The following is a 24,204-nucleotide window of genomic DNA, read 5'->3' as shown; positions in this document are numbered from 1 at the left end:
TTCTATCCCGTCGCCGCGGCGCCGTTGCCGTCGCCGTTGTTGTAGACCTCGTCGGCCGGACGCAGTCCGGTCTGGTCCTTGGCCCACCGGTAGTCGGGCTTACCCGCCGGCGACCGCTTGATCTCGTCGACGAACCACACCGCGCGCGGCACCTTGTACCCTGCGATCCTCGACCGTGCCGTCGACATGAGTTCGTCGAGCGTCGTCTGCTCGCCCTCGCGCAGGGCGACGACGGCGGAGACCCGCTCGCCGAAGCGCTCGTCCGGCACACCGACCACCAGGGCGTCGAAGACCGCCGGGTGCTGCTTGAGTGCGCCCTCGACCTCCTCGGGGTAGACCTTCTCGCCGCCGCTGTTGATCGAGACCGAACCGCGGCCGAGCATCGTGACGGTGCCGTCGGCCTCGACGCGTGCGTAGTCGCCGGGGATCGAGTAGCGGATCCCGTTGTACTCGCGGAAGGTCGCCTTGGTCTTGGCCTCGTCCTTGTAGTAGCCGAGCGGGATGTTGCCGGTGCGCGCGACCATGCCGACCTTGCCGGAACCCGGTTCGATCGGGTTGCCGTCGTCGTCGAGGACGGTGGTCGACTCGTCGATCTTCACCGTGGGGCCGCCACCGAGGGTCTTGCCCTTCTCGGCGATACCGATGCCGCCGAAGCCGGTCTCGGACGAACCGATGGAGTCGGTGATGACCTTGCCGGGCAGCAGGTCGAGGAAACGATCCTTGATGGACGGGGAGAACAGAGCGGCGCTCGACGCCATGGCGAACAGCGTCGAGAGGTCGTAGGGCTGACCGGTCTTCGGGTTGCCCTCCTCGAGTGCGTCGAGCATGGGGCGAGCCATCGCGTCGCCGGTGATGAAGATGACGTTGACCTTGTGGTCGTCGATGATGCGCCACACCTCGTGGCCCGAGAACTCGGGGTGCATGATGACCTTGCCGCCGCTGAACAGCGACTGGAACAGCGCCCACTGGGCGCCACCGTGGATCATCGGCGGGATGGGATAGCGCACGAGACCGGGATTCTCGGCGCCCTCCTTCGCCAGCTGCCATTCGTCCTTGACCCACTCGCCGGTCATGAAGTTGATGCCGCCACCGAGGACGCGCCAGACATCTTCGTGACGCCACATCACGCCCTTGGGGTGGCCGGTGGTGCCGCCGGTGTAGAGGATGTAGATGTCGTCGGCGCTGCGGTCTTCGAAGTCGCGTTCCGGCGAGCTCTGCGCCAGTGCCGCTTCGTATTCGATGCCGCCGTAGGCCGAGAAGTCGACGTCGGTGCCGTCCTCGACCACCACGACGGTCTTCACCAGCGGTGTGCTCGGGAGGACGTTCGCCACCTTGTCGGAGTACCGGCGCTCGTGGATGAGGGCCACCATGTCGGAGTTGTCGAAGATGTACTGCAACTCGTTCTCGACATAGCGGTAGTTGACGTTGATCATGATGGCGCGGATCTTGAAGACCGCGATCATCGCCTCTACGGCCTCGATGGTGTTCCGGGAGTAGATGCCGACCTTGTCGCCCGGCTCCACTCCTTGTTCGCGCAGGTAATGAGCAAGTCGGTTGGCTCGTTCCTCCAGCTGTGCGTAGGTGACCTCACGTCCGTCCGAGGCCAGCGCGACGCGCTCGGGAACGAGGTCGATTGCGTGTTCGACGAGGTCTGCGATGTTTAGGGCCACGCTGACAAAAGTAGAACGTGTTACCGTTTCTGACAAGACCCGAATATGATCCAGTTCACAACACCGCGAGGAGTCCTGCCAGTGTCCGCTACCGAAGCCCCCGGCGCAGCCGATTCGGACATCTCGTCCCGCGAACCGCACTGCCTCGTCGAGCAACGCGGCCACGTCCTGATCGTCACGCTCAATCGCCCCGAAGCACGAAATGCGCTGTCCGGCGAGATGATGGCGATCATGAACGAGGCGTGGGACCGCGTCGACAACGATCCCGAGATCCGCGTCGCGATCCTCACCGGCGCCGGTGGCGCGTTCTGCGCGGGTGCAGATCTCAAGGCCATGAATGCAGCGCCTCCCGGAGACAAGTTCGAGCAGGGCGAACGGAGCGACGGGAATGGCAACGGCGGTGGGTGGGACCTCAGCCGGCTTCCCGCACTGCTGAAGGGCCGCCGTCTGACGAAGCCGCTGATCGCGGCCGTCGAGGGCGCCGCCATCGCCGGTGGCACCGAGATCCTGCAGGGCACCGACATCCGTGTCGCCGGCGAGAGCGCGAAATTCGGCGTCTCCGAGGCGAAGTGGGGACTGTTCCCGCTCGGCGGATCCGCCGTGCGCCTCGTCCGTCAGATCCCGTACACGATCGCCGCCGACATCCTGCTCACCGGCCGCCACATCAAGGCCGCCGAGGCCAAGGAGATCGGGCTCATCGGTCACGTCGTCCCCGACGGCACCGCACTCGACAAGGCCCTCGAGATCGCCGAGACGATCGCGAACAACGGCCCGGTTGCCGTGCAGGCCATCCTCCGGACCATCCGCGACTCGGAAGGTCTGCACGAGGAGGAGGCGTTCCGGATCGACGCCGAGCTCGGCGCAGCCGTCTTCAAGAGCGCCGACGCCAAGGAGGGCCCACGGGCGTTTGCCGAGAAGCGCGCCCCGAAGTTCACCGGCTCCTGACCTGCGGCGTCGCTGACCGCGCTCCCACCGGTGAGAGCGCGGTCACAGCCATGCCCTCGGCCCTGCTACATTGCCCGCTGTGACCCACAACACAGAGTCACAGCGTTCGTCGAGGTAATGAGGAGCCCCATGTATCCAGGAGTCCACGCCCGAACCGCCCCGGACAAGCTCGCCGTCGTCCTGGCCGACAGCGGCCGGAGCCTGACCTACCGCGAACTCGACGACCGGTCGGCGGCGCTCGCCCGCGTGCTGCACGATTCCGGGCTCCGCCCCGGCGACGTCGTCGCCCTCCTCACGGAGAATCAGCCGGAGGCCTTCGAGGTGTTCTGGGCCGCAATGCGGTCCGGCTTGTACATCACGGCGGTCAACAGCCATCTCACCGCCGGCGAGGTGGCATACATCGTCGAGGACAGCGGCGCCAAGGCCCTGATCGTGTCGGCCACACTGGGCGATCTCTCCGAGCAGGTCGGCGAGAAGGTCACGATCGGTTCCGCGCGACTCGCGTTCGGCGGCGCCGTGCGCGGTTTCGAGTCGTACGAGGACGCCCTCGCCGCGGCCGGTCCACGGCTCGAGGAGGAGCCGTGCGGTGCCATCATGCTGTACTCGTCCGGAACCACGGGCTTCCCCAAGGGAATTCAGCCGGATCTCCCGGAACGTCGCGTCGACGAACCCGGTGAGCCGCTGGTGACGGTGGCGCAGTTCCTCTTCGGCCTCACCGACTCCGACGTCTACTACTCCCCCGCCCCGATCTATCACGCAGCACCGCTGCGCTGGGGTGGGGCGATCCACGCGCTCGGTGGCACGGTGGTCCTCGCCGACAAGTTCGACGCCGAGACCGCGCTCCGGCACATCGAGGAGCACAAGATCACCGCGGGGCAGATGGTGCCGACGATGTTCGTGCGCATGCTCAAGCTCGACGACGAGATCCGCGCCCGCCACGACCTGTCGAGTCTGCGCGTGCTCGTCCACGCCGCCGCGCCGTGCCCGCCGGAGGTCAAGCGGGCGATGATCGACTGGCTCGGACCGGTGATCTACGAGTACTACAGCTCCACCGAGGCCAACGGGATCACGTTCATCAACAGTCAGGAATGGCTCGAACACCCGGGTTCGGTCGGTAAGAGTGTGCTCGGGCCCGCGCACATCTGCGACGAGGCAGGGCGCGAACTTCCGGCCGGCGAGGTGGGGACGATCTATCTCGAGTACGAGAAGGTTCCGTTCTCGTACCACAACGATCCCGAGAAGACCGCGGCGTCGCAACATCCCGAGCACCCCACCTGGACCACGGTCGGCGACCTCGGTTATCTCGACGAGGACGGTTACCTGTATCTGACCGACCGCAAGTCGTTCACGATCATCTCCGGCGGGGTGAACATCTATCCGCAGGAGATCGAGAACGTCCTCGCCCTGCATCCGGCCGTCGAGGACGTCGCCGTGATCGGCGTGCCGCATCCGGAGATGGGCGAGGAGGTCAAGGCCGTCGTGCAGGTGTCGTCCGGTGCCACCGCATCACCCGATCTCGCCGACGAGCTCATCGCGTACGTCCGCGAGCGGGTCGCCCACTTCAAGGTGCCGCGGTCGGTGGACTTCGTCGACGAACTGCCCCGTACCCCCACGGGCAAGCTGGTGAAGGGCAAGCTGAAGGCGGCCTACGCTTCCTGATGCCCGCACGCGGCGGGTGGAAACCGTCCTCACGGAACGGTTTCCGCCCGCTGCCGTGTGTCCAGCGCAGCACCACGGTTCAGCGCAAGATCACGGTCTAGCGCAGCACCACGTCGGCGATCGTGCGGACCTGGTCGACGTCGCGGCAACCGACCAGCAGCATCGTCACGCCGGCCTCCTCCCACCGCTTCACGCCCTCGCGTACCTCGTCGGCGTTACCGACGATCATCGTCTCGGTGATCATCTCGTCCGGGATCGCGGCGGCCGCCTCGTCCTTGCGACCGGCACGGAACAGCGCGGTCACCTCCTCGACCACGACGTCGTACCCCATCCGCCGGTAGACCTGCGCGTGGAAGTTCAACTCCGGTGCGCCCATTCCCCCGACGTACAGCGCCGTCACCGGTTTCATCGCCGCGATGGTCGCCGCGCGGTCGTCGGTGACGACCACCTGGCAGGTCGCGGCGATCTCGAAGTCCTCGCGGGTGCGCCGGGCACCCGGCCGGGCGAACCCTTCGTCGAGCCACTCGTCGTACATCGACGCCAGCCGCGGGGTGTAGTAGATCGCGAGCCAGCCGTCGGCGATCTCGGCGGTGAGTGCGACGTTCTTCGGGCCTTCGGCGCCGATCCAGATCGGGATGTCCGACCGCAACGGATGCGTGATGGGCTTGAGCGGTTTGCCGAGCCCGGTGGAGCCGGCGCCCGCATAGGGCAGCGGGAAGTGCGGTCCGTCGCTGGTCACCGGCTCTTCGCGCGCGAGCACCTTGCGGATCACGTCGACGTACTCGCGGGTGCGCGCGAGCGGCTTCGCGAACGGCTGCCCGTACCACCCCTCCACCACCTGCGGCCCCGAGACGCCGAGGCCGAGGATGTGCCGGCCACCCGAGAGGTGATCGAGCGTGAGCGCGTGCATCGCGCAACTCGTCGGTGTGCGCGCGGAGATCTGCACGACGGACGTGCCGAGTCGCACCCGTTCGGTGGACGAACCCCACCAGGCGAGCGGAGTGAACGCGTCGGATCCCCACGATTCAGCGGCGAAGACGGCGTCGAATCCTTCGGCCTCGGCCGCAGCAACGAGTTCCGGTGCGTTCGGGGGCGGCTGGGCACCCCAGTAACCGAGTTGCAGTCCCAGTTTCATTGGACGCCTTTCCTGTCGGACGAATCGCGGCGAGGTGCAGTTCGCGCGCCGCTCTTGCCAGCAACACTAGAACCTGTTCTACTCGAAATTGTGAGCCTGGGAAAGAGCGCGGTTGCCGAGCCACCGCTGAGCGCACCGCTGAATCTGAAGTTCGACTACACACGATCCACCGGGCCGACCGTCGGAGCCTTCGTCACCGGACTGCGCGACGGCCGCATTCTCGGCGCGCGCGGATCCGACGGACGGGTCCTCGTCCCGCCCCCCGAATTCGACGCGGTCACCCATGAACCGCTCACCGAGTTCGTCGAGGTCGGGCAGACCGGCACCGTGGTGAGCTGGACGTGGAACGCCGAGCCGTTGCCCGGACAGCCGTTCGACCGGCCGTTCGCGTGGGCGCTGATCCGTCTCGACGGAGCCGACACGACGCTGCTGCACGCCGTCGACGTCGCGTCCCCGGACGAGATCGGGACGGGTCTGCGTGTGCGCGTGCGCTGGGCGGCCGAGCGCACGGGCGTGATCCACGACATCGAGGCCTTCGAACCCGGCGAGTCGACCCTCACCGTGGAAGCGGCCGACGGTGAACCGGTCACCATGATCACCACTCCCGTCGACCTGCACTACCGCCATTCGGCCTCCCCCGAGGAGTCCTGGTACCTGCGCGGGCTCGCGGAGGGGAAGATCATCGGCGGTCGCACCGGCCCCGGCGGGAAGGTCTACGTGCCGCCGCGCGGCGCGAGCCCGACCGACGGCGTGCCCACCAAGGAACCGGTGGAGGTCTCCGACAAGGGCATCGTCACCACCTTCTGCATCGTCAACGTCCCGTTCATGGGCCAGCAGATCAAGCCGCCCTACGTCGCCGCCTACGTGCTGCTCGACGGCGCCGACATCCCGTTCCTGCACCTGATCCTCGAGTGCGACGCCTCCGAGGTGCGGATGGGCATGCGCGTCGAGGCCAAGTGGCGTCCGCGCGAGGAGTGGGACCACACGCTGCGCAACATCGAGTACTTCCGGCCCACCGGTGAACCCGACGCCGACTACGACACCTTCAAACACCACCTCTAGGAGCAGCGGACACCATGACAGACATTGCAGTCGTCGGCTTCGCGCATGCTCCGCACGTGCGCGAGACGTTCGGCACCACCAACGGCGTCGAGATGCTCGTCCCGTGCTTCCAGGAGCTGTACGACAAGCTCGGCATCACCAAGTCCGACATCGGATTCTGGTGCTCGGGTTCCTCCGATTACCTTGCCGGACGCGCGTTCTCGTTCATCTCGGCGATCGACGCGATCGGTGCGGTCCCGCCCATCAACGAGTCGCATGTCGAGATGGACGCGGCCTGGGCGCTCTACGAGGCGTGGGTCAAGCTCATCACCGGTGAGGTCGACACCGCCCTCGTCTACGGCTTCGGCAAGTCCTCGGCCGGCACCCTGCGGCGCACCCTCTCCCTGCAGCTCGATCCGTACCTCGTGGCACCGCTCGGCGTCGACTCCGTCTCACTCGCCGGCCTGCAGGCCCGCATGGGTCTCGACTCCGGCAAGTGGACCGACCGCGAGATGGCCGAGGTCGCGGTGCGCAGCCGCGCGGCCGCGAAGAACAACCCGAAGGCCCAGCTCTCGGGTGATCTCGACATCGAGGACCTGCTCTCGCAGCCGTACATCGCCGATCCGCTGCGCAAGCACGACTGCGCTCCGGTCACCGACGGTGCCGCCGCGATCGTCCTCGCGAGCGGCGACCGGGCCCGCGAGCTGTGCGAGAACCCCGCGTGGATCACCGGGATCGAACATCGCACCGACTCACCGAACTTCGGCTCGCTCGACCTCACGGTGTCGGCCTCCGCACGGGCTGCCGCGCAGGCGGTCACCGGTGGCGACACCGCCTTCGACGTCGCCGAACTGCACGCGCCGTTCACGCATCAGGAGCTCATCCTCCGCGAGGCGATCGGCTTGGACGATTCGACGACGATCAACCCGTCCGGCGGACCGCTGACGGGCAACCCGATGTTCTCCGGCGGTCTCGAGCGCATCGGTTACGCAGCGCAGGCGATCATGGACGGCACGGCCGGACGTGCACTCGCGCATGCGACGAGCGGTGCTGTGCTGCAACAGAATCTGGTAGCCGTTCTGGAGGGACGCAACTGATGGCGAAGCAACCCGCAGCTGTCCTCGGAACCGGGCAGACCCACTACGTCGCCAAGCGGCACGACGTGTCGATGTCCGGCCTCGTCCGCGAGGCGATCGACCGAGCCATGGCAGACGCCCAGGTGGGCTGGGACGACATCGACGCCGTCGTGATCGGCAAGGCCCCCGACCTGTTCGAGGGCGTCATGATGCCCGAACTGTCGATGGTCGACGCCATCGGCGCCACGGGCAAGCCGATGCTGCGCGTGCACACCGCCGGGTCCGTCGGGGGCTCGACGGCGAACGTCGCGGCAAGCCTCGTACAGGCCGGTGTGCACCGCCGGGTGCTCGCGGTGGCCTGGGAGAAGCAGTCCGAGTCGAACGCGATGTGGGCGCTGTCCACACCGGTCCCGTTCACCATGCCGGTCGGTGCCGGTGCGGGCGGCTACTTCGCGCCGCACGTCCGTTCGTACATCCGCCGGTCCGGCGCGCCCGAGCACATCGGAGCGATGGTCGCGGTCAAGGACCGTCTCAACGGCGCCAAGAATCCGTACGCCCATCTGAAGCAGCCCGAGATCACCCTGGAGAAGGTGCAGGCCTCGCAGATGCTGTGGGACCCGATCCGGTACGACGAGACGTGCCCGTCGTCCGACGGTGCGTGCGCAGTCGTGCTCGGCGACGAGGACACCGCGAAGGCCGCCGAGCAGTCGGGCCGCAAGGTGGCCTGGATCCACGCCACCGCGATGCGCACCGAACCGACCACCTATGCCGGTCGCGACCAGGTCAATCCGGAGGCCGGCCGGGTCGCCGCCGCGGCGCTGTGGAAGCAGGCCGGTATCACCGATCCGCTCACCGAGATCGACTGCGCCGAGATCTACGTGCCGTTCTCGTGGTTCGAGCCGATGTGGCTCGAGAATCTCGGCTTCACCCCCGAGGGTTCGGGCTGGAAGCTCACCGAGGCCGGCGAGACGGCCATCGGCGGCCAGTTGCCGATCAACATGTCCGGCGGCGTGCTCTGCTCCAACCCGATCGGTGCGTCGGGCATGATCCGCTTCGCCGAGGCCGCGATCCAGGTGATGGGCAAGGCGGGAGACCACCAGGTGGACGGTGCCCGCAAGGCGCTCGGCCACGCCTACGGTGGTGGCTCGCAGTACTTCTCGATGTGGGTCGTGGGCTCCGACCGGCCCACGAACTAGGAGGCGGGCATGGTCTCGTTCACCGTCGGGGTCGCGATGACCCCGCTCGACCAGCTCACCGGCATCGCGCAGACCGCCGAGGAGTGCGGATACACGTCGATCGCCCTGCCCGACTCCCTGTTCTACATGGAGAAGCAGACGGTCGACTATCCGTACACCCCCGACGGTTCGCGGATGTGGACACCCGACACCCCGTGGGTCGATCCGCTCATCGCCGCGGCGTCCATGGCGGCCGCCACGTCGACGATCCGGTTCTACACGCAGGTGCTCAAACTCGGCTCGCGCAATCCGGTGTTGCTGGCCCGGCAGGTCGGTTCGGTCGCCAATCTCACCGGCAACCGGTTCGGTCTCGGTGTCGGGATCGGATGGGCGCCGGAGGAATTCGAGTGGTGCGGCGTCCCGTACGCCAAGCGCGGCAAGCGCGTGGACGAGATGATCGACGTGCTGAAGCTGATCCTCGGCGGTGGCATGGTCGAGCACCACGGCGAGTTCTACGATTTCGACCGGCTCCAGATGAGCCCCGCCCCCACCGAGCCGGTGCCGTTCTACGTCGGTGGGCACACCGATGTGGCGCTGCGGCGCGCGGCCCGGGTCGGGGATGGTTGGACGTCGGCGATGATCAAGTACGACGATCTCGTCGAGGTCATCACGCGCCTGCGCGAGTTGCGTGCCGAGTACGGCCGCAGCGACGAGCCGTTCGAGATCCAGGCCGTGTGCGTCGACAGGTTCGGCAGCTCCGGTTATGCCGAACTCGCCGACGCCGGGGTCACCGACATCATCGTGGTGCCGTGGATCTTCGACGGGCACGGATTCGACTCGCCGCTCGAGGCGAAGCAGGAATCGCTGCGGAAGTTCGCCGACAAGTACATCCACGGAAAGGACGCGGCATGAGCGAGGAACATCCGGCGCGCGTGGCGGCCCGGGCGTCGCAGACGGCGGCGAGCGGGAAATGCAAGGACGAGTGGCTCGCGCTGTTCGCCGAGGATGCGTGCGTCGAAGATCCCGTCGGCCCGTCCGGTTTCGACCCCGAGGGCAAGGGACACCACGGCCACGAGGCGATCGCGAAGTTCTACGACATGACCATCGCGAACACCGACAAGCTCGAGTTCCTCGTCGACGACGTGCTGGTATGCGGCAGCGAGTGCGTCAACATCGGCACGATCCGCACCACGATGGCGGGCAATCTCATCGACGCGGAGGGCGTGTTCGTCTACCGGGTCGACGACGACGGGAAGATCGTGTCGCTGCGTGCGTTCTGGGAAGTGGATCGCGCGATGAAGACTGTGCGACCGGTCTCGTAGCATCGGCGGTATGCCGACCGCCGGAATCGTTCTCGCAGCAGGGGACGGCTCGCGGATGGGTGGACGCGCGAAGGCGTTGCTCCCCCACCGTGGCCGTCCCCTGCTGCATACCGTCGTCGATGCGCTGCTCGGCGGTGGTTGCGACGAGGTCGTGGTGGTGGTCGGTGCGTTCGGCGACGAGGTGGCCGCAGCCTGCCCGGCCGGCGTCACCGCAGTGCACAATCCCGACTGGCCCGACGGCATGTCGACCTCCCTGCGCCGTGGGGTCGACGCTGCGCGCACCCACGACCGGGTCGCGCTCACCGTCGTCGACTTTCCCGGCATCACGGCCGATCTGGTGCGTCACGTCCTGGCAGAGCACCGGCCGGGCACGGTCACGCTCCCCGTCTTCGAGGATCGTCCCGGTCACCCGGTGGTGTTCGACCACGCCGACGCGCTGACTGCGGCCGACGAGGCCACCGGCGACGAAGGTGCGCGGTCGTTCCTCGCCCGCAACCGGGATCGGGTACGCCGGGTGGACTGCAGCGACCTCGCCGAGGCCGGCGACGTGGATACGCCCGAGGATCTTCGGCGCCTGCGCTGAGGCCGCCTCGCGACACCGAGCCCGCTCGGCTTTGGCCAATTAATTGACTGACGAGTTGATCAATTAATACATTGGAGTCATGGCACGCACCGTCGACCCAGAACTCCGAGCCCGCCGCCGCACCGCGATCATCGACTCCGCCGCCACCCTGTTCGCCGAGCGCGGCTTCGACGCCACCCCGGTGACGGCGATCGCCGAGGCGGCAGGTGTCAGTTCCGGCACGGTCTTCCACTACTTCGGCGACAAGCGCGGAGTGTTCCGCGCGATCTTCGAGCAGGGCCTACCCGAGACCCGGGCCCTCGTGGAGCGTCATCGCGACGCCGACGATCCCCTGGAGGCCCTCCTCGACATGGTCGCCGAACTCGTCGGGCAGGCCACGGATCCTGCAGCCGGAGGACTCGTGGTCGAGGTGATCCGCCAGGTCGGCCACGACCCCGTCCTCGCCGAGATCCTCGACGAGGACGACGGCATCGTGATCGAGGGGCTCACCCACCTCCTGCGCAGAGCGGGCGACCGGATCGACCCGTCGCTCGATCCGGTGGCCGCCGCGACCTGGATCAGCGCGATCAAGGATTCGGCGTTCCTGTACGCGGACAATCCCGCGGCCGTCGATCCGGTCGGGACGATCCGGACGATCGTGCAGCGCTATCTCACCGGACACTCGAAAGGACCACGATCATGAGGATGCACGACGATGCCACTCGCGTAACCGTCTCCCCCGTCGTTCCGGGGGCGCTGGGGATCCTGTGCGCTCTCGCCGGTCTCGGACTCGGCTTCGTCGCGCCGGCCGTGTCGACGTGGGCGGTCGACACCCTTCCGGCGGTTCCCGGCCCGCTCGAACTCTTGGCCGGTCTCACCACGGCGTGGACGATCCCGCTCCTCACCGTCGTCGGCATCGGCGCAGGACTCTTCCTCGCCTCGACGGCGATCCACGAGTCCCTGGCACTGACCGTGGATTCCGAAGGAGTGCTGCTGACCCAGGACGAGCGCGATTTGTACGTGCCGCGCGCGAAGGTCGGGTCGGTGTTCCGCGAAGGCCGCGATCTCGTCCTGCTCGATTCTGCGGAGCGAGAACTCGCGCGACGCAAGGCCGACGACCTGAACGACCGAGCCGTCGCCGACGCATTCACGGCGCACGGTTATCCGTGGAGCGAGAAGAACACCCACGAGGAATCGTTCACCCGGTGGATCGAGGGGCACCCCGGCCTGGACGAGCAGACCCACACCCTGTTGCGGGAGCGACGGGAAGCGCTGTCCGGCAAGAACACACATCTTGCCACCGCACTGCACGAGCAACTGCAGGAACTCGGCGTCGTCGTACGCGACCGGGGGCATCACCAGGAGTACCGCCTCCTGGCGTAGATCTCCCTCCCGGCAGTGGGGTACGAAAACGACGAGGTTCCCGGACACCTGACGGCGTCCGGGAACCTGCGCTGTGGTCCGATCAGTGCTTGACCGGGCATCCTCCCGAGGTCTTGTAGTCGACCTGGAACTCCTTGATGCCGTTGAGCCAGCCCGACCGCAGACGGTGCGGGTCGCCGATCTTGGTGATGTCGGGGATGTGGTCGGCGATGGCGTTGAAGATCAGGTCGATCTCCATGCGGGCGAGGTTCGCGCCGAGGCAGTAGTGCGCACCGGTGCCACCGAAGGCGAGGTGCGGGTTGGGATCCCGGAGAATATCGAACTCGCGGGGGTTCTCGAACACCTCTTCGTCGTTGTTGGCCGAGGCGTACAGCATGACGACACGCTCGCCCTTGCGGATCGTCTGTCCGCCGAGTTCGGTGTCCTCGAGCGCCGTGCGCTGGAACGAGGTGACCGGAGTGGCCCAGCGGATGATCTCGTCGGCGGCGGTCTTCGGCCGGTCGCGCTTGAAGATCTCCCACTGCTCGGGGTTGTCGAGGAAGGCCGCCATGCCATGGGTGATGGCGTTGCGGGTGGTCTCGTTGCCGGCCACCGCGAGGACGATGAAGAAGAAGCCGAACTCCTCGGGAGCGAGCTCGTCGCCGTCGATGTCGGCCTCGATGAGGGTGGTGACGATGTCGTCGGCCGGGTTCTCCTTGCGGGCGGCGGCCATCTGGTAGGCGTAGCCCAGCACCTCCATGGAGGCGGCCGCCGGATCGGCGGTGTTGTCCGGATCGTCGTAGCCCGTCATCTGGTTGGACCACTCGAAGATCTTCGCGCGGTCCTCCTGCGGGACGCCGATGAGATCGGCGATCGCCTGCAGCGGCAGTTCCGCGGCGATCTGCGTGACGAAGTCACCCTGACCGGCCTGGCAGGCCTCCTGGACGATCATCTTGGAGCGACGGTCGAGCTCGTCGCGCAGGCCGTTGATCGCACGGGGCGTGAAACCGCGGGCGACGAGTTTGCGCAGCTTGGTGTGCTCGGGGGCGTCCTTGTTGAGCAGGACGTGACGCTGCAGTTCGATGGCCTCGCGCGGAATGTCGTCGTTGAACCGCGGAATCGCAGTGTTCTCCCAATTGGAGAACACGTCGCTCCGGCGGGAGACCTCACGGACCTCCTCGTGCCGGGAGACAACCCAGAAACCCTCGTCGTGGAAACCACCGACGTCGGGAGACTTCTTGTTCCACCACACCGGTGCCGTCTTGCGCAGTTCCGCGAACTCTTCGAACGGCATACGGTCTGCGTACAGATCGGGATCGGTGAAGTCGATGTCTTCGGGGATGTTCGGCTGCGCCACTGATATCTCTCCTGCCCTGGCGAGTACCGCTCGCGTGATTTGGAACACGTTCTAGAACCATTCAAACACAGGTGCGCCGTGCGACCAAGAGATCCGCACGTCCGTGGGATAATCAAGTTCTGTTGCCTCTCGGAGAAACCTGTTCTATTTTGCGAAGAACGTAGGAGAAAGGAGCCCGAAGTGGGCACACCAGTCATCGTCGAGGCCGCACGGACCCCGATCGGCAAGCGGGGTGGATGGCTCGCGGGCCTGCACGCTGCCGAGATCCTGGGCGCCGTCCAGGCCGGACTCGTCGAACGTGCCGGCATCGACGCCGAGCTCGTCGAACAGGTCATCGGTGGCTGCGTCACCCAGGCGGGCGCCCAGTCCAACAACATCACCCGCACCGCGTGGCTCAACGCCGGCCTGCCCTGGCAGGTCGGCGCGACCACCATCGACGCCCAGTGCGGATCGGCGCAGCAGGCCAACCACCTCATCGCGGGTCTCATCGCCACCGGCGCCATCGACGTGGGCATCGCGTGCGGCATCGAGGCGATGACCCAGGTGCCCCTCGGCGCCAACGTCGGCGATCAGGCCGGCCCGCGTCGCCCCGAGTCGTGGAACATCGACATGCCCAACCAGTTCGAGGCCGCCGAGCGCATCGCGCGGCGCCGCGGTATCACCCGTGAGGACGTCGACGCGCTCGGCGTGCGGTCGCAGCAACTCGCGAAGCATGCCTGGGACGAGGGCCGGTTCGACCGCGAGGTGCTGCCGGTCGTCGCTCCCGTCGTCGACAAGGAGGGCAACCGCACCGGCGAGAAGGCGACCGTCACCCGCGACCAGGGTCTGCGCGAGACGTCGGCCGAGTCGCTGGCGAAGCTGAAGCCCGTACTCGAGGGGGGCATCCACACGGCCGGCACCTCCTCGCAGATCTCCGACGGAGCCGCAGCCGTGCTGCTCATGGACTCCGACCGCGCGAAGGCGCTCGGACTGAAGCCGCGGGCGCGGATCGTCGCGCAGGCACTCGTCGGCGCCGAACCCGAGTTCCACCTCGACGGCCCCGTCCAGGCCACGACGAAGGTTCTCGAGAAGGCGGGCATGAACATCGGCGATCTCGACCTGTTCGAGGTCAACGAGGCGTTCGCATCGGTGCTGCTGTCCTGGGCCCAGGTGCACGGACCCGACATGGACAAGGTCAACGTCAACGGCGGCGCGATCGCGCTCGGCCACCCCGTCGGATCGACCGGTTCCCGTCTCATCACCACCGCGCTGCACGAACTCGAGCGCCGCGACGCATCGACCGCTCTGATCTCGATGTGCGCCGGCGGCGCGCTGGCGACGGGCACCATCATCGAGCGCATCTGACATGGGCACCGAAGCGGCACCGAAGGGCCTCGATTCGAAGGCCACGGTCTCGATCATCAAGTGGATGTCGCGGTTCAACGTCGCGGCGTACCGGGCGACCGGCGGTCGCATCGGCGGGAAGTGGCGCGTGGGAAGCGCCTTCCCGTGGGGCATCCCGGTGTGCCTGGTGACCACGATCGGGCGGAAGACCGGGCAGCCGCGGACGGCACCGCTGCTGTTCCTCGAGGACGGCGACAAGGTGGTCCTCGTCGCCTCCCAGGGAGGACTGCCCAAGCACCCCTTGTGGTTCCGCAACATCCAGGCGAACCCGGAGGTCACGGTGCAGATCAAGTCGCGCATCCGGACCATGCGGGCCCGGGTCGCGAGCGACGAGGAACGAGCGGCCTACTGGCCGCGTCTGACGGCGATGTACCCGGACTTCGACAACTACCAGTCGTGGACCGACCGTGTGATTCCCGTCGTGGTGTGCGAGTGAGCGTCCCGGCCGGCACGGTTCGCCGGGACGGTCCCGTGCGGGAATACTGAGTCTCGTACGTCCAGGTTCTCGACGAAGGGATGTCGCACGATGGCAACCACCAATCACGACAAGGTGCTCGACCGGCGGGAGATCGCGGCCGCGCTGCTCCGGGCGCTCGAACGACGCCACGAGGTGCTCGACGTGATCGTCGAGAGCAAGGATCGGGGCGACGCGGTCGCGAAGCTCGCCTCGCTGCTCGACACCGACGAGTTCTGCGCGGAGGCCGTGCTGAACCTTCCGTTCCGCCGCCTGACGCAGGCGGAGCGGAAGAAGATCCGTGAAGAACTCGACGATCTCGATGCGGTGCTGCAGTGGACGACGGCGGCGCGTCCGTACGCGACCGGCGCGCATTTCCGGTTGCGGCCCATCTCCCACAGCGCCGCCGACACCGCGCTGTTCAAGCAGCGCTGCGCCGACCAGTTGGGTGACGACAGCGACGAGCGGGTCGAGTCCGAGCGGCAACGCGGCACCGAGCTGATGGACGACGAATCCGGGATGTGGCTTGTGGCCGAAGACCTTTCAGGCGACGAGCCGAAGGCCATCGGGTTCGCGTTCGGCGAGCTGACCGGCAACGAGGTCGACGTGCGGATCTGGGTGCATCCCGAGTTCCGCAAGCAGGGTTACGGCACCGCCACGCTCAAGCAGGCGCGTTCCGAACTCGCCGCCTACTTCCCCGGCTCCACCCTCATCGTCCGTACGCCCGCCTAGATCGACGACGCCGTCCGTGCGCGTTTCCGGTGACGATCACCGGAAACGCGCACGGGGACATCACGCTCCGTAGACCGGCGTCGGCGGCTGCGACGCTGCGATCAGCTTCTCGACGACGGGACCGAGTTCCTTCGGATCCCAGCGGTCGCCCTTGTCGATCGCCTCACCGTGGCGCCATCCGTCGGCCAGCGACACCTTGCCACCTTCGGCCTCGAACACGCGCCCGGTCACGTCCTTCGCTTCGGCACTGCCGAGCCATACGACGAGCGGCGAGACGTTCTCCGGCGCCATGGCGTCGAAACCCTCTTCGGGCGCGGCCATCATCTCGGCCATCGCGCCACCGGCACCGACGGTCATGCGGGTGCGCGCCGAGGGTGCGATCGCGTTGACGGTCACGCCGTAGCGGCCGAATTCGGCTGCGGCCTGGATCGTGAGCGTCGCGATGCCGGCCTTGGCGGCGGCGTAGTTGCCCTGACCGATGCTGCCCATCAGTCCGGCGCCCGAGCTGGTGTTGATGATGCGGGCGTCGACGGGGTTGCCGGCCTTGGACTCGGCGCGCCAGTAGGTCATGGCGTGACGCATCGGCGCGAAGTGTCCCTTGAGGTGCACACGGATGACCGCGTCCCATTCCTCTTCGCTCATGTTGGCGAGCATGCGGTCGCGCAGGAAACCCGCGTTGTTGACGAGCACGTCGAGGCGGCCGAAGTTGTCCAGCGCCGTCTTCACGAGGTTCTCGGCACCGGCCCAGTCGGCGACGTCGTCACCGTTGACGACGGCTTCGCCGCCGGCAGCCCGGATCTCCTCGACCACCAGTTCGCCGGGGCTCTCCCCCGTCGCCGTTCCGTCACTGCCGACACCGATGTCGTTGACGACGACCTTCGCACCCTCCGCGGCGAAGGCGAGGGCGTGGGCACGGCCCAGTCCTCGCCCGGCGCCGGTCACGATGACGACGCGCCCGTCCAGCAGTCCACTCACTTCGTCTCCTTCGTTTCGGCCGCTGCCATGTAGGCAGGGCGTTCACCGCCGCCGTGGACGGTCAATGTCGATCCGCTGACGTAGGCCGACAGCGGAGAGGCCAGGAATGCGGCGCAGTGGCCGATGTCCTCGGGTTGGGCCAGCCGCCCCAGCGGAACGGTCTCGCCGACTGCGGCGACGCCTGCCTTGTCGCCGTAGAACAGATGCGACTGTTCGGTTTCGACGAGCCCGACCACCACCGAGTTCACCCGTACCTTCGGTGCCCACTCGACGGCGAGCGACTGTGCGAGACTGTCGACGCCCGCCTTGGCCGCACCGTAAGCCGCGGTTCCCGGCGAGGGGCGCGATCCGCTCACGCTCGAGATGTTGACGATCGAGCCGCCGGTGTCCTGCTTCTGCATCACCGCGTTGGCAGCCTGCGCGACCAGCAGCGGGGACAGCAGGTTCAGTTCCACGATCTTGGCGTGGAACTTCGGGCTGGCATCGGCCGCCAGTGCGTACGGCGACCCGCCGGCGTTGTTCACCACGGCGTCGAGCCGACCGTGACGCTCCACGATGGTCTCGATCAACGTGCCGACCTGATCGGCGTCGCGAACGTCGCACTTCAGGAACTCCGCGGTCCGCCCGTCCACTTCGACAGGCTGTTCGGGTTCGTTGCGTGCGCATGTCACGACGGTCGCTCCGGCGCGCAGGAACACCCTGGTGATGCCCGCACCGACTCCTCGTATCCCCCCGGTGACGAGCACGACCGCACCGCCGAGTCCCAGATCCATTCGCTGCCTCCACGTCGTTCACCCCGCAGAATGCGCGGGTCTCACGCCGACAACTTACCAAGCAATCGCTTGGTTCGGTACTGCTCCCCCTCGTCCTCCGCCACTGCTCCTGCTCAGTGGGAATCACGGGAACTTGCTTGTCGGCCCCACTTAGCGTGACGACGAACGCGCGTGTCGAAGAGGAGTGACTGGGCCATGCAGACCGTCGAGCAGGATTACGAGAAATACGTCGGGCAGGTGGCCGAACCACCCCGCGTGGCCCGGTACGCCGTCAACGACGCCATGATCCGCAACTGGGTCGAGGCCCACGACGACTTCAACCCGATCTACGTCGACGCCGAGGCCGCCCGCGAAACCGGGCGCGACTCCATCGTCTGCCCGCCCGCCATGATCTCCACCTGGATCATGGCCGGCTACCGCCGCTGGCGTGATGTGCAGCGCAAGCGGGCCGAGGGCGTCGTGGAGGATTTCGCGTACTCCCGGATGCTCGCCGACCTCGATCGCGAGGGTTTCACCTCCGTCGTGGCGACGAACGTCGAGCAGGACTACCACCGCGAACTCGTCCCGGGCGATCACATCACCGCCCACTACACGATCGAGTCCGTATCGGAGATCAAGCGAACGGGTCTCGGCGACGGCCGATTCTTCACGCTGTACAAGCGCTACGAGGACCAGAACGGCGAAGTCGTCGCTGAGGAACGCTTCCGGATGCTCCGGTTCAACCCGAACACCGACAAGGAGACGCGATGACCGCCGTCCCCCGGCTCACCATCACCCAGGACAACCAGTTCTGGTTCGACGCCGTCCGTGAGGGCCGACTCGAGATCCAGCAGTGCAGCGACTGCGGCACTCTGCGCCATCCCCCGGGCCCGGCCTGCCCCGCGTGCCGCTCGTTCGAGTGGAAGACCGTCGAATCCTCGCGGCGCGGAACGCTTCACAGCTGGACGATCATCCACCACCCGCAGGATCCGGCCTTCGAGTACCCGCTCGCCGTCGGGCTGATCGACCTCGACGAAGGAATCCGCATCGTCGCCGACATCGCGGGCGTCGACCACGACACCCTCGAGATCGGCATGGAACTCGAGGTGGGATTCTCCGAGCACGCGCACGGCGAGATCCTGCCCCAGCTGCGCAAGCCCGGAGGAGAAGCATGAATCTCACCGAATGCACTGTCGGACAGTCGCTTCCCGAGCTCGTCCTGCCGATGGATCGCACGACCATCGTGGCCACCGCGATCGCGTCACAGGATTTCGAGGACGTGCATCACGACCCGGCTGCCGCACTCGGACGCGGCACCCCGGACGTGTTCATGAGCATCAACGCCACCAACGGTTTCGTCGACCGGTACGTCACCGACTGGACCGGGCCGTCGGCGCGTGTACGCCGCGCGTCGCTGCGCCTGGGCGTGCCCTGCTTCCCCGGCGACCCCATGCACATGAACGGTGAGGTGACCGCAGTCGACGGCGCGGCCGTCACCCTGAAGGTGCAGGGCCGCAACAGCAGAGGCGTCCACGTCACCGCCGAGGTCGTGGTGGAGCCCTACGAGAGGAAGAGCCGATGACCGTCAAGGGCTTCTCCGGAGCCGCCGCTATCGCCGGTATCGGAGCCACCGAATTCTCCAAGAACTCCGGCCGCAGCGAATGGCAACTCGCGTGCGAGTCGGTCCTCGCCGCTCTCGAGGACGCGCAGATCGGCGTCGAAGAGGTCGACGGCTTCGCGCTGTTCACCATGGAGACCAACCCCGAGATCGCCGTCGCCCGCGCGCTCGGCATCCCGGAACTGAAGTTCTTCAGCCGGATCCCGCACGGCGGTGGCGGCGCCTGCGCGCCCGTGCAGCAGGCCGCCCTCGCCGTCTCGAGCGGTGTCGCCGACGTCGTGGTCGTCTATCGCGCCTTCAACGAGCGCTCGGGCCATCGTTTCGGCGCCGGGCCGCCGCCCTTCGCGTACAACTCCAGCACCGACCAGGAATACCGGAACTGGATCAACCCGTACGGTCTGCTCACTCCCGCTCAGCAGGAAGCCTTCCTGGCCCGCACCTACATGCACAAGTACGGGGCGACCAGCGCGGACTTCGGGCAGATCTCGGTGCTCTCGCGCAAGCACGCGGCGAACAATCCCAAGGCCTGGTTCTACGAGCGGCCCATCACCCTCGACGACCACCAGAACTCGCGGATGCTCGCCGACCCGCTGCGTCTGCTGGACTGCTGCCAGGAGAGCGACGGCGGCCAGGCACTGGTCATCGTGAGTGCCGAACGCGCACGGGATCTTCCGCACCCGCCGGCGATCATCACCGCTGCAGCGCAGGGTGTCGGCCCTCAGCAGATCTCGATGAGCAGCTACTACCGCAAGGACATCGACGCGATGCCCGAGGTGGAGCTCGTCGCCCGGCAGATGTGGGCACAGGCCGGTTTCGGCCCCGAAGGTATCGACGCCGCGATCCTGTACGACGCGTTCACCCCCATGGTCCTGCTCCAGCTCGAGGAGTACGGCTTCTGCGGTCGCGGTGAGGCGAAGGACTTCATCGCCGACGGCAACCTCGAGGTGGACGGGCGACTGCCGATCAACACCCACGGCGGTCAGCTCGGTGAAGGCTACATCCACGGCGTCAACGGCATCGCCGAAGGCGTCCGGCTCATCCGCGGCACCTCCGTGAACCAGCCGGCGAAGACACTCGACAACGTGCTCGTCACAGGCGGATCGCCGGTGCCGCACAGCGCGATCGTCCTCTCGGCCGACCGTTAGGCCCGCAACCCGGGCCCCGACCACCTCTCAGGAGACCACATGCATCCCGAGCTGTCCGACAAGTCACGGCGGCTGCGCACCGAACTGCGGGAGTACTTCGCCCGCATCATCGACGACGACGATCGACGCGCCCTGGTCGATCAGACCGAGGGTGGACCGGTCTTCGACAAGATCTACCGGCAGATGGGCGCCGACGGCTGGCTCGGCCTGGGATGGCCCGAGGAGTACGGCGGACGTGGTGAGGACCCTGAGGCGCTCTACGTCTTCTACGACGAGACGATCCGCGCCGGCGCGCCGGTCTCGTTGGTCACGCTCAACACCGTCGCCCCGGCACTGATGAAGTACGGCACGCAGGAGCAGAAGGACTTCTTCCTTCCCAAGATCCTCACGGGTGAACTGAAGTTCGCGATCGGGTACACCGAGCCCGGCGCCGGCACCGACCTCGCCGCGCTCCAGACGCGGGCCCGCATCGACGGTGACGAACTCGTCATCGACGGCAACAAGCTGTTCACGAGTTCGGCCATCTTCGCCGACTGGATCTGGCTCGCCGTGCGCACCGATCCGGACGCGCCCCGCCACAAGGGGATCTCGGTCGTGCTCGTGCCGACCTCGTCGCCGGGCTTCTCCGCCACCGAGATCCAGACCGTCGGCGGAATCAGCACGGCGGTCACGTACTACGAGAACATCCGCGTTCCGCTGAGCAACGTCGTCGGCGAGCTCAACGGCGGCTGGACCCTGATCACGAGCCAGCTCAACCACGAGCGTGTCGCGCTGGCCGCCCGCGGTGGCATCGCCAACGAGATGTACGACGAGGTGCTCGCCTGGGCGAAGCAGGAGCCCTTCGGCCCCGGCGTGCTGTTCGACGTCCCGTGGGTCCGTTCGACTCTGGCCGAGGTCTACGCGCTGTTGTCGGCCGCCGACCTGGTGAACCTGCGTCTGGTGTCGGACATCGCGGCCAACACCCTCGACGGTGGCGACTCCGCCGCGGCGAAGGTGTTCGGAACCGAGGGCGTGGTCGCGGCCTACGGCATGTTGCAGGAGGTGCTCGGCGCCCGCGGTCTGCTGCGTCCCGGTAGCCACGGCGCCGTGATCGAAGGCCGCGTCGAAGCGCTCGGCCGACGCGCGCAGAACAACACCTTCGGTGGTGGCAGCAACGAGGTGATGCGCGAGATCGTGGCGGCGAAGACCCTCGGAATGACCCTGGGCGCCCGTAGGCGCCCCGACGCGACGGCACAGGCTGCGGTGAAGACGCCGGCCGAGACGAGGAGCTGACATGGAATTCGAACTCGATGACGACCTGATCGCGGTCGAGGACCTCGCGTCGCAGGTCTTCGGTTCGCTGGCCAAGGTCGAGCGTGTGGTCGAGGTGGAGCGCAAGGAAGGCGGCTTCGACGCCACCCTGTGGCAGGCACTCGCCGACGCCGGGCTCCTCGGACTCGCTCTACCCGAGTCCGTCGGCGGCGCCGGCATGGGCATGCTCGGGCTCACGACGATCCTGCAGCAGCAGGGCCGTCGCGTCGCCCCCGTTCCCGTGTGGTCCACTGTGGCCGGTGCGGCTCTTCCGCTCGCACAGTTCGGCACGGAAACCCAGGTCGAGCGTTACGTTCCGAAGCTCATCGACGGGTCGGTCGTCCTGACCGGCGCGTTCGACGACACTCCGGGCGCGAGCCCCACCGTGACCGCGATCCGCAAGGGCGACGACCTCGTCATCAGCGGTGAGATTCCGTCCGTTCCGTGGGCTCCCATCATCGCCGGCGTCGTCGTCCCGGTCCGCTGTGACGACGACTCGGTCGCCGTGGTGGTGGCGCCGGTGGACGCGACCGGCGTCGAGGCTGTCCCGGTCGCCGTGACCGGACGTGGCGCCGAAGCGGCGGTGCGCTTCACGGACGTGCACATCGGAGCCGAGGACGTCCTGCCCGGTGACGGTGAGGAGATCGCGGCCTGGACCCGTCGTCGTATCCGCATCGCTCTTGCTGCCGTTCAGCTCGGGGTGTGCGAGGAGACGCTGCGGGCGACGGCCAAGTACACCTCCGAACGCGTGCAGTTCGGCCGCCCGTTGTCCACGAATCAGGCTGTCGCGGTGCGCGCGGCCGACGCCTACCTCGACACCGAAGCGATCCGGCTCACGGTGCGCAAGGCGGCATGGTTGATCGACGTCGGACGCGAGGACGAAGCCGAGTCCGCGGCCCTGGTCGCCAAGTGGTGGGCATCCCGCGGCGGTGTGCGGGTCGGTCTGACCGGCCAGCACCTGCACGGTGGTATCGGCGCCGACATCGACTACCCGATCCACCGCTACTTCCTGTGGGGACGGCAGTTGGCGTTCACCTTCGGCGGGGCGGACGCGACCGCCGCTGCGCTCGGGGACGTCCTCGACACCGCACCCTCGATCGGCGCCGCCGGATAGCCGGCCCGCACTCACGACGCGAGTCCCTTTTCCACACGGGAGAGGGACTCGCGTCGTATCCGGACCTGTCGCTATTCCGTCAGATGGACGAGCAACAGCTCGCAGCTGCTCCGCACGTCCGCCTCGGTCTCCTCGAGCGTCGCTGCACCGTTGAGATACGCGACCAGCAGACCGGACCACATCATCGACAGCAGCCGCACGGCGTTCCGATCCTGTTCGGTCGGGTCGTCGAGGCCCGCCTTGTCGAACAGGATGCGGTGGAACGTCCGCCTCACCTCTTCGGAATCCGGCACCACCGCCGCGGGGGCGGTGCTGTTGGACAGCAACATCGCGGAGGCCAGGAGAGGCCGGTCGACGAACCGCCTGGTCATCTCGATCAGCACCTCGGTGATCGCATCCCGGGCACTCATACCCGGTTTCCGCGCCGGCAACCGATCCGCGCCGAGTTCGAGCCGGTGGAGCAGCACCGCCACGAACAGGTGCGTCTTCGACGGGAAGTACCGGTAGAGGGTCCCGATCGCCACCCCGGCACTCTTCGCGACCTCGGTCATCTGCACGCGGGCCAGTTCGTGTTCGGATCCCAGCCGTGCTGCGGCCTCGAGGATCCGCACCTGCCGTCGCCGCTGCTCGGCCGAGGTCGGCTCGGCTCCGTCCCGCGCCTTACCGATTCTGGGCACCGGTTCCCCTTTCCACGATGACGGCCCGTCGTTTCTGTCCCGCGCCGTCGGGCAGATTGTCGCATCGCGGTTTTTCTGCGGTCCCGAACGGTGGGAGCTCGGGGCCTCGCCGACCCGGGTCGTTCCGGCAGGAAGTCCACTCAGCGAGAAGCCGTTCCGAGGTGTCACGCGTCACCCATACGCTCGATTCGAAGGACGTCGCCGGAGGCAGCGACCAGAGCGAATCGGAGTGAGTCACATGCAGACCCGGATACCGACCTACGAAGCCGAGTTCGACGTCGACGTGCCCGGCCCGGCCCGGACGAGATGCGCCGCGCCATGGGGCGCTTCGCGAGCGGCGTCACCGTCGTGACCGGCCTCGACGAGGACGGCCCCACCGGCTTCGCGTGCCAGTCGTTCGCGTCGGTCTCGCTCGAGCCGCCCCTCGTGCTGTTCTGCGCCGATCACCGCGGACGAGCTTGGCCGCGACTTCGCCGCACCGGCCGGTTCACCGTCAACGTGCTCGGTGCGAACCAGACCGATCTGTGCTCCCGGTTCGGTTCGAGCCGCGGTCTCAAGTTCGACGGCCTCGACTGGGAGCTCTCCCGCTGGGGCACCCCGTCCCTACCGGGTGTGCTCATGCGGGTGCACGCCTCGATCGAGGACGTGCACGTAGCAGGTGATCACGATGTCGTCATCGGCCGCGTCGCCGAACTCGAATGCCTCGGCGACGAGAGCCCGATGGTGTTCTACCGCGGCGGGTTCGACCTCGGCCGCTGAC

General features: G+C 67.5%; 26 protein-coding genes. 20 read left to right on the top strand and 6 right to left on the bottom strand.

The window, feature by feature from the left end:
• Positions 1-2: 2 nt before the first annotated feature.
• Entirely contained in the window at positions 3-1,670 is a 1,668-nt protein-coding gene (locus C6Y44_RS03180; RefSeq protein ID WP_159416759.1) for an acyl-CoA synthetase, read from the bottom strand.
• Positions 1,671-1,715: 45 nt separating this feature from the next.
• Between C6Y44_RS03180 and C6Y44_RS03175 the strand changes: the two genes are divergently transcribed.
• Entirely contained in the window at positions 1,716-2,615 is a 900-nt protein-coding gene (locus tag C6Y44_RS03175) for a crotonase/enoyl-CoA hydratase family protein (protein WP_225623711.1), read from the top strand.
• A 129-nt stretch (positions 2,616-2,744) separates the two neighbouring features.
• On the top strand, positions 2,745-4,274 hold the full coding sequence (locus tag C6Y44_RS03170; RefSeq protein ID WP_159416761.1) for an AMP-binding protein: 1,530 nt from the start codon (positions 2,745-2,747) through the stop codon (positions 4,272-4,274).
• A 97-nt stretch (positions 4,275-4,371) separates the two neighbouring features.
• Here C6Y44_RS03170 and C6Y44_RS03165 read toward each other — a convergent pair whose 3' ends face one another.
• A complete protein-coding gene (locus tag C6Y44_RS03165) occupies positions 4,372-5,409 on the bottom strand; it encodes an LLM class F420-dependent oxidoreductase (protein ID WP_159416762.1) in 1,038 nt (345 codons plus the stop codon).
• Positions 5,410-5,499: 90 nt separating this feature from the next.
• Here C6Y44_RS03165 and C6Y44_RS03160 point away from each other — a divergent pair, with 90 nt between their 5' ends.
• The 8 genes from C6Y44_RS03160 to C6Y44_RS03125 all read left to right on the top strand — a co-directional run bounded on the left by C6Y44_RS03160 (position 5,500) and on the right by C6Y44_RS03125 (position 11,968).
• The gene (locus C6Y44_RS03160; RefSeq protein WP_159416763.1) at positions 5,500-6,471 is read left to right on the top strand and encodes a Zn-ribbon domain-containing OB-fold protein; all 972 of its coding nucleotides are present in this window, start codon (positions 5,500-5,502) and stop codon (positions 6,469-6,471) included.
• A gap of 14 nt (positions 6,472-6,485) precedes the next feature.
• Positions 6,486-7,547: a thiolase domain-containing protein gene (locus C6Y44_RS03155; protein WP_060653743.1), complete on the top strand. Its 1,062-nt coding sequence runs from the start codon at positions 6,486-6,488 to the stop codon at positions 7,545-7,547.
• Positions 7,547-8,722: a thiolase domain-containing protein gene (locus tag C6Y44_RS03150; protein ID WP_120281367.1), complete on the top strand. Its 1,176-nt coding sequence runs from the start codon at positions 7,547-7,549 to the stop codon at positions 8,720-8,722. Before C6Y44_RS03155 ends, C6Y44_RS03150 begins: the two co-directional genes overlap by 1 nt.
• A gap of 9 nt (positions 8,723-8,731) precedes the next feature.
• Positions 8,732-9,613: a TIGR03619 family F420-dependent LLM class oxidoreductase gene (locus C6Y44_RS03145; protein WP_120281366.1), complete on the top strand. Its 882-nt coding sequence runs from the start codon at positions 8,732-8,734 to the stop codon at positions 9,611-9,613.
• The gene (locus C6Y44_RS03140; RefSeq protein ID WP_120281365.1) at positions 9,610-10,023 is read left to right on the top strand and encodes a nuclear transport factor 2 family protein; all 414 of its coding nucleotides are present in this window, start codon (positions 9,610-9,612) and stop codon (positions 10,021-10,023) included. The genes C6Y44_RS03145 and C6Y44_RS03140 overlap by 4 nt, the downstream gene beginning before the upstream one ends.
• 10 nt (positions 10,024-10,033) lie before the next feature.
• Positions 10,034-10,606, top strand: a complete 573-nt coding sequence (locus tag C6Y44_RS03135; protein ID WP_159416764.1) for a nucleotidyltransferase family protein — start codon at positions 10,034-10,036, stop codon at positions 10,604-10,606.
• 79 nt (positions 10,607-10,685) lie between these two features.
• The gene (locus C6Y44_RS03130) at positions 10,686-11,288 is read left to right on the top strand and encodes a TetR/AcrR family transcriptional regulator (protein WP_159416765.1); all 603 of its coding nucleotides are present in this window, start codon (positions 10,686-10,688) and stop codon (positions 11,286-11,288) included.
• The gene (locus C6Y44_RS03125) at positions 11,285-11,968 is read left to right on the top strand and encodes a YqeB family protein (protein ID WP_159416766.1); all 684 of its coding nucleotides are present in this window, start codon (positions 11,285-11,287) and stop codon (positions 11,966-11,968) included. Before C6Y44_RS03130 ends, C6Y44_RS03125 begins: the two co-directional genes overlap by 4 nt.
• Positions 11,969-12,050: 82 nt before the next feature.
• On the opposite strand, the gene C6Y44_RS03120 is transcribed toward C6Y44_RS03125, so the two are convergent.
• Positions 12,051-13,304 (bottom strand): cytochrome P450, encoded by a 1,254-nt coding sequence (locus C6Y44_RS03120; RefSeq protein ID WP_088897557.1) that lies wholly within the window; start codon positions 13,302-13,304, stop codon positions 12,051-12,053.
• A gap of 180 nt (positions 13,305-13,484) precedes the next feature.
• Between C6Y44_RS03120 and C6Y44_RS03115 the strand changes: the two genes are divergently transcribed.
• The 3 genes from C6Y44_RS03115 to C6Y44_RS03105 all read left to right on the top strand — a co-directional run bounded on the left by C6Y44_RS03115 (position 13,485) and on the right by C6Y44_RS03105 (position 15,873).
• Positions 13,485-14,648, top strand: coding sequence for a steroid 3-ketoacyl-CoA thiolase (locus tag C6Y44_RS03115; RefSeq protein WP_159416767.1), 1,164 nt, complete (start codon positions 13,485-13,487; stop codon positions 14,646-14,648).
• 1 nt (position 14,649) lies between these two features.
• Entirely contained in the window at positions 14,650-15,123 is a 474-nt protein-coding gene (locus C6Y44_RS03110; RefSeq protein ID WP_016694672.1) for a nitroreductase family deazaflavin-dependent oxidoreductase, read from the top strand.
• A 90-nt stretch (positions 15,124-15,213) separates the two neighbouring features.
• Positions 15,214-15,873, top strand: coding sequence for a GNAT family N-acetyltransferase (locus C6Y44_RS03105; protein WP_120281360.1), 660 nt, complete (start codon positions 15,214-15,216; stop codon positions 15,871-15,873).
• A 60-nt stretch (positions 15,874-15,933) separates the two neighbouring features.
• Here C6Y44_RS03105 and C6Y44_RS03100 read toward each other — a convergent pair whose 3' ends face one another.
• Both C6Y44_RS03100 and C6Y44_RS03095 read right to left on the bottom strand, forming a co-directional pair.
• A complete protein-coding gene (locus C6Y44_RS03100; RefSeq protein WP_016694674.1) occupies positions 15,934-16,848 on the bottom strand; it encodes an SDR family oxidoreductase in 915 nt (304 codons plus the stop codon).
• Positions 16,845-17,621 carry an SDR family oxidoreductase gene (locus C6Y44_RS03095; RefSeq protein WP_016694675.1) on the bottom strand — a complete coding sequence of 259 codons (777 nt, stop codon included), beginning with the start codon at positions 17,619-17,621 and terminating at the stop codon, positions 16,845-16,847. Before C6Y44_RS03095 ends, C6Y44_RS03100 begins: the two co-directional genes overlap by 4 nt.
• A gap of 195 nt (positions 17,622-17,816) precedes the next feature.
• On the opposite strand from C6Y44_RS03095, the gene C6Y44_RS03090 reads away from it, so the two are divergent.
• From C6Y44_RS03090 to C6Y44_RS03065, 6 genes are read left to right on the top strand one after another with little or no spacing between them, the layout of a single operon-like run.
• Positions 17,817-18,371, top strand: a complete 555-nt coding sequence (locus C6Y44_RS03090) for an FAS1-like dehydratase domain-containing protein (protein ID WP_016694676.1) — start codon at positions 17,817-17,819, stop codon at positions 18,369-18,371.
• Positions 18,368-18,775, top strand: a complete 408-nt coding sequence (locus C6Y44_RS03085) for a Zn-ribbon domain-containing OB-fold protein (protein WP_016694677.1) — start codon at positions 18,368-18,370, stop codon at positions 18,773-18,775. Before C6Y44_RS03090 ends, C6Y44_RS03085 begins: the two co-directional genes overlap by 4 nt.
• The gene (locus tag C6Y44_RS03080; protein WP_006551927.1) at positions 18,772-19,182 is read left to right on the top strand and encodes a hotdog family protein; all 411 of its coding nucleotides are present in this window, start codon (positions 18,772-18,774) and stop codon (positions 19,180-19,182) included. The genes C6Y44_RS03085 and C6Y44_RS03080 overlap by 4 nt, the downstream gene beginning before the upstream one ends.
• A complete protein-coding gene (locus tag C6Y44_RS03075; protein ID WP_006551928.1) occupies positions 19,179-20,363 on the top strand; it encodes a lipid-transfer protein in 1,185 nt (394 codons plus the stop codon). Before C6Y44_RS03080 ends, C6Y44_RS03075 begins: the two co-directional genes overlap by 4 nt.
• 39 nt (positions 20,364-20,402) lie before the next feature.
• Entirely contained in the window at positions 20,403-21,635 is a 1,233-nt protein-coding gene (locus C6Y44_RS03070) for an acyl-CoA dehydrogenase family protein (protein ID WP_016694679.1), read from the top strand.
• Position 21,636: 1 nt separating this feature from the next.
• Positions 21,637-22,767, top strand: coding sequence for an acyl-CoA dehydrogenase family protein (locus C6Y44_RS03065; RefSeq protein WP_159416768.1), 1,131 nt, complete (start codon positions 21,637-21,639; stop codon positions 22,765-22,767).
• Between the two features lie 71 nt (positions 22,768-22,838).
• Here the strand turns inward: C6Y44_RS03065 and C6Y44_RS03060 are convergent, their stop codons facing one another.
• Positions 22,839-23,444: a TetR family transcriptional regulator gene (locus C6Y44_RS03060; protein WP_225623709.1), complete on the bottom strand. Its 606-nt coding sequence runs from the start codon at positions 23,442-23,444 to the stop codon at positions 22,839-22,841.
• A gap of 318 nt (positions 23,445-23,762) precedes the next feature.
• Between C6Y44_RS03060 and C6Y44_RS03055 the strand changes: the two genes are divergently transcribed.
• Positions 23,763-24,203: a flavin reductase family protein gene (locus C6Y44_RS03055; protein WP_225623708.1), complete on the top strand. Its 441-nt coding sequence runs from the start codon at positions 23,763-23,765 to the stop codon at positions 24,201-24,203.
• Position 24,204 lies beyond the last annotated feature (1 nt).

This window comes from Rhodococcus rhodochrous, assembly GCF_014854695.1.
In the GTDB taxonomy this organism is placed as follows: domain Bacteria; phylum Actinomycetota; class Actinomycetes; order Mycobacteriales; family Mycobacteriaceae; genus Rhodococcus.
This window is presented reverse-complemented; position numbering and strand designations above follow the sequence as displayed.